The organism is Pontibacter sp. HJ8 (assembly GCF_054824225.1).
Genome location: NZ_JSYF01000097.1, coordinates 1 through 4841 on the forward strand (window position 1 = coordinate 1; position 4841 = coordinate 4841).

At 53.7% G+C, this 4841-nt stretch carries 5 protein-coding genes; 1 reads left to right on the forward strand and 4 read right to left on the reverse strand.

The features are described 5' to 3' along the window. Positions 1 to 56 precede the first annotated feature (56 nt). From OB13_RS05765 to OB13_RS05780, 4 genes are all read right to left on the reverse strand, one after another. Positions 57 to 1034, reverse strand: coding sequence for an acyl-ACP desaturase (locus OB13_RS05765; RefSeq protein ID WP_461489200.1), 978 nt, complete (start codon positions 1032 to 1034; stop codon positions 57 to 59). Positions 1035 to 1225: 191 nt separating this feature from the next. Next, a complete protein-coding gene (locus tag OB13_RS05770) occupies positions 1226 to 2191 on the reverse strand; it encodes a glycosyltransferase (RefSeq protein WP_461489201.1) in 966 nt (321 codons plus the stop codon). Next, a complete protein-coding gene (locus OB13_RS05775) occupies positions 2184 to 3305 on the reverse strand; it encodes a DegT/DnrJ/EryC1/StrS family aminotransferase (RefSeq protein WP_461489202.1) in 1122 nt (373 codons plus the stop codon). Before OB13_RS05775 ends, OB13_RS05770 begins: the two co-directional genes overlap by 8 nt. A 27-nt stretch (positions 3306 to 3332) precedes the next feature. Further along, on the reverse strand, positions 3333 to 3770 hold the full coding sequence (locus tag OB13_RS05780) for a sugar 3,4-ketoisomerase (protein WP_461489203.1): 438 nt from the start codon (positions 3768 to 3770) through the stop codon (positions 3333 to 3335). Positions 3771 to 3986: 216 nt separating this feature from the next. Between OB13_RS05780 and OB13_RS05785 the strand changes: the two genes are divergently transcribed. Next, complete coding sequence (locus OB13_RS05785) at positions 3987 to 4589, forward strand: IMPACT family protein (protein WP_461489204.1); 603 nt, start codon at positions 3987 to 3989, stop codon at positions 4587 to 4589. The last annotated feature ends 252 nt before the right edge of the window (positions 4590 to 4841 follow it).

A 4841-nucleotide genomic window follows, 5' to 3' on the forward strand; every position in this document is an offset into this window, starting at 1 on the left:
CGGGGCCTGTCAGTTAACTGACAGGCCCCGCCTTTTTATAGGTATACGTGAATGTATTAGTCGATCCAGCGGAATTTGTACTCCAGCTGAGGGGCTTTCATGCGTTCGGCTACGCGCTTCAGGCGGCTTGGCAGCGCTATCAGGTACTCACGGGCACGCTCACCGGCGTCGTTCAGTCCGGTAACCGCATCCACTTTCCACTCTTTCACCAGGTCATCGAGGATATCGGTGTAGTCCATAGCAGTGTATACATTGATACGCTGAGCTGCATCCGTAAAGTGGCCGAAGGTCTTGCCCATGTCCACGCCAAGCTCGCGCATGTAGTGGGCCGGCATTACGATCTTCTTGCGCATCATGTCTTCGAAAGCCAGCATCATTTCGTTCGGGTCGGCTTCGAATATCTTGCCAACAAAGGCCTTGTACGCTTTGGCGTGACGGGCCTCGTCCGAGGCTACGTAGCCGCAGATCTTAGCCAGCATACCGTCGCCCTGCTTTTTGGCGATCTGGGCTACCCGACGGTGAGACAGGTTGGTGGCTGTCTCCTGGAAACTGGTATAAACGAAAGCACGATACGGGTCATTGTCTGTTTGAAGATCAAAACCATCTGCGATCAGATACTGCGTGGAAGCCTCCATTTCACGCATATTGACACGGCCAGACAGGTATAGGTAGCGATTGAGCAGGTCACCGTGACGGTTTTCCTCGGCAGTCCAGGCGCGGTTCCACTTCATCCACGGGCTTTCTTCCTCCTGTGGCAGATCCTTGATGGTCATCAGCCAGCTTTCGTAAGTAGGAAGCGCTTCTTCTGTAATGGTATCGCCAATGAGAACGGCCATCAGGTCATAGGAAAGATCCTTGGCACGCTCCCGCAGGTTGCGGATCTCCTCAAAGAAATTCTCCATGCGGGAGTCAGGCAGCAGGTCTGCCGGCTGCCAGCTATCTTCTACAGATTTAAGAAACTCTGTCATTTTTTCCTGAACAAAGTCTTCCATCCATTTCATAACTTCAATACGGGAGGCAACAGCTGTGATCATTTTATTGTTTTAATAGATTGAACTTCAAATATAGGTAAATATGCTAATATAGTCATTCAGAGCGTCACAAAAGTTAACTTGCTGCGCAAAAGGGACTTCCGGCTTCCCGGAAATTATACTTACGTAAAAATCCCAAAGAGTTTCACCAATACCGGCAGAGTCTAGAAAGACAGTAAAAGAGTGCTATTCTGTCAGTGCCGGATCCGGTAATATATCTTCCGAAGAAAGCCCAGATCGACTTTATACCTGTTGAGCAGGTGTAGCGACTGGTAAACAGGACCTAACCCTGCATGCTGTCGCAACAGCTCCAGTAGCCGCCCGGCCTGTTCATAGTGCCCGGTGAGGTAGGTATGGCGCGCTTCGTACTGCAGACGCCTGGTCAGGGCAGCTTTCTCCTCCGGCGTCCGGATAAGTTGTGCGGCTTTCTCACACACCCGCACCGTAGAGTCGACCAGTTTATTGCCCGGCTTGTACCATTGTTGTGAGAGGGAATGCGCGTGCACACGCCGCCTGGTAGTAACATCAACCAGAAAAAAGTACTTATAGTTTCGGGACGACCGGATCCAGAAGTCGAAGTCCTCGTAGGCCAGCGCCTCGTCATACCCGTTCAGCGACTCCAGCACACGGCGTTTCATCATCATGGTGGGCGGGCAGATGAAGTAGCGGCCCAGCAAGTGATGGAAGATATCGCCCGAAGGCGCAAAGGAGATCACCTCGCCCTGCGGGTTGCGGGTGCAGTGATAGCTGAGGTGCCTGCTGTTATCATCGATGTACTCGGCATCCGAATACACCACGCCGTAGCTTTCATCGAGGCTCAGAAATGCCTTCACCTGCTTTTCGACCCGGTCGGGCAACAGCACATCGTCTGTGGCAAAATCGATGATGTACTCCCCGCTGGAGGCACGCCAACCCATGTTAAAAGCCCTTGTGTTGCCTTGGTTGGTGCCGGTGCTGATGAAGGTGAGTTGCGGATATTTTTGAAGATACTCCTCTATTATGGCCACACTGTGATCGGTGCTGCAGTCATCTACCAAGATGATTTCCAGGTTGGGATATGTCTGAACTAGCACAGAGTCCAGAGCCTCTGCCAGGAAACGTGCGTGGTTGTAGCACAGGCAGATAATGGAAACCAATGGCAGCCTGGGTAGTTCAGCCATGGTGCCGGAAGAAGGTGTGGATGGAACTGATAACCGCCTGCTGTTCCGCTGCCGTCATACCGGGGAACAAAGGCAGGCTCAGGCTGGTGTCGGCCAGTTCTTCGGCCACCGGAAAACTGCCACGCCGGTACCCCAGGTAGGTATAGGCCTCCTGCAGGTGCACCGGCACCGGGTAGTGCACCGCCGTCTGAATGCCCTGCTCCGCCAGCCATACCTGTAACGTGTCGCGGTGCCGGGTCCGGATATGGAAGATGTGGTAGACGTGTGTGCTTCCGGGCGCTGTAACGGGTAGCGCAAGATCCGCTATACCTTGCAGTTCTTCCAGGTATAGCTGCGCCAGGCGCTGTCGTTCCTGGTTCAGCTGGGGCAGGTGCCGCAGTTTTACCCGCAGCACAGCCGCCTGCAGGGTGTCGAGTCGTGAGTTGATCCCGATGATTCTGTTGTGGTACTTCTGCTCCTGACCATAGTTGCGGTACATGCGTGCAAATGCGGCCAGCTCCGGATCAGCGGTTACCACGGCTCCGCCGTCGCCCAGTGCCCCGAGATTTTTGGTAGGGTAAAAACTGGTAGCATTTATATTTCCGAAGCAGCCTACCTGCTTTCCGACATAGCAGGCGCCGTGTGCCTGGGCAAAGTCTTCTATCAAGATGAGGTTATGCTCCCCGCTCAGTTGCACAAATGCGTCCATCTGACAGGCCTGCCCATACAGGTGAACGGGTAGAATGGCTTTGGTTCGTTCGGTGATAGCTGCCGCTGCCATTACTGCGGTCAGGTTGCAGGTAAGCAGATCAGGCTCTGCCAGCACAGGTATAGCACCGGCCTGTACGACCGCGTTCACAGTAGCAATGAAGGTATTGGCCGGCACGATCACTTCATCTCCCGGCCCTACTCCTGCTGCCTTTAGTGCGACGACCAAGGCATCGTAGCCATTGCCCACGCCCACGGCTATACCTGTCTGCAGCGCTTTGGCCAGTTCCTGCTCAAAGGCTTCTACCTCTTCTCCCAATATGAATTGGTTGCCGCCTGCCGCCTGCACCAATGCCTGCTCCACCTCCCGGTTTATACCTTCCGGGAAGTCTCTGAAAGCAAAAAATGGAACACCTGGTTGTAGCATAGGAACAGGAGAAGGTATAGCATGCGGCTACATCGCCAGATGCGTGACCATGCGTTTGAACACTTCATAATCCCGGATATAATCCGCTTCATCAAAATCAGTGGAAGCCAGGCACAGGCCTACGGTTCCTTCCGCAAGATGAAGGGTTGTCCAGCACATGGCCGGTATGTAGACGCCTTTGGTGGGAGAGTCCAGTACAAAGGTTTCGGTACCACGCCCGGTGTCCGTCTCTACGGTTATCCTTCCCGTGAGGGCGACCAATACTTCTTCGGTTGCCTTGTTGGCATGCTGCCCGCGCAGCACCTGTTGCGGGGTGCCGTAGGTCCAGAAGACACGCCTGATCCCGAAGGGTATGTCCCGGGCATACTGTGTGGACGCGATGTAGCCAATGGCATCGCTTCCAACAGGCGCAAACTGTAACAGGTAAGGGGTAGCTGACAAAGGCAGAATCGTTAGTGCAGCCACAAATTAAAACATTTTCGGCGGAATCCAGCTATATAACCAAGCCCGGCTTTACCCTTGCGTGTACATCCGCTAAATTCGCAACAAACCAGGTCAGCCGCCTGCTGCTGACCAAAGCCTTATGCTATACCTGCTGCTGAGCATACTTTCCGGTGCCTCTCTCTTTTTCATGGTGCTTGCTCTCTTACCAGGAAATAACGGCTAATTTGTTTTAACGACATGGAAGATACCTACCGCACCCTGGCAAGCCCTTCGGAGGGCCTCTACAAAGAGAAAGGCAGCAAGTTCATCGCGCTGGCCTACCCGGTCTACTCGGAGGAGGAGGTAAAAGAAGTCCTTGCCGGGCTCAGGAAACAGTACTTTGATGCCCGCCACCATTGCTATGCCTACAGCCTGGGCGCCGACAAAAGCCGCTACCGCGCCAACGACGACGGGGAGCCCAACCATTCTGCCGGAGATCCGATCCTGGGCCAGATCCGGTCAGCCGACCTGAGCAATGTGCTGGTGGTGGTTGTACGTTACTTCGGAGGCACCAAACTGGGTGTGAGCGGCCTGATCAACGCTTATAAAACCTCAGCAGCTGAAGCACTGGCCCAAGCAACCATCATCGAAAAGCACGAAACCGCCTTGCTCCAGGTGCATTTCGCCTACCCCCAGATGAACGACGTGATGAGTTTGGTAAAAGAGTATGCGTTGAGCGTGAAAGAGCAGCAATTCGAACTCGACTGCCGCCTGACGTTGGAAGTGCGAAAAAAATTGCAGGAAGAAGTTTCTGCTAAACTGGAAGCGATAGATGGTGTAGAAGTAACCGTTGATCTGTAAGGTATAGTAGCCTTACTTTGTACTGTTGTAGCATTTAGCCGGAGTCCGTCTTGTAGGCCAGTTGGCTTATTGCTCCGTAGCTGCCTTTATTCCGATGCTCTTATACCCATCGTTTCATTCTTAACATTGGAGCGCTCTAAGCCGCGGGGCATCGTTTCTCTGCATCGCCACTGTGTATCTTCCCTCTGCTTCCCTTCGGTCGCAATGCCTGCGGCACCGGAAACAAGGTGGCTCAACAGAGAAACTGGGAGA

Bases quoted from the DNA above. Each gene is read 5' to 3' on its own strand.
- OB13_RS05765 (WP_461489200.1), bottom strand. From the start codon at position 1,034: ATGATCACAGCTGTTGCCTCCCGTATTGAAGTTATGAAATGGATGGAA.
- OB13_RS05770 (WP_461489201.1), bottom strand. From the start codon at position 2,191: ATGGCTGAACTACCCAGGCTGCCATTGGTTTCCATTATCTGCCTGTGC.
- OB13_RS05775 (WP_461489202.1), bottom strand. From the start codon at position 3,305: ATGCTACAACCAGGTGTTCCATTTTTTGCTTTCAGAGACTTCCCGGAA.
- OB13_RS05785 (WP_461489204.1), top strand. From the start codon at position 3,987: ATGGAAGATACCTACCGCACCCTGGCAAGCCCTTCGGAGGGCCTCTAC.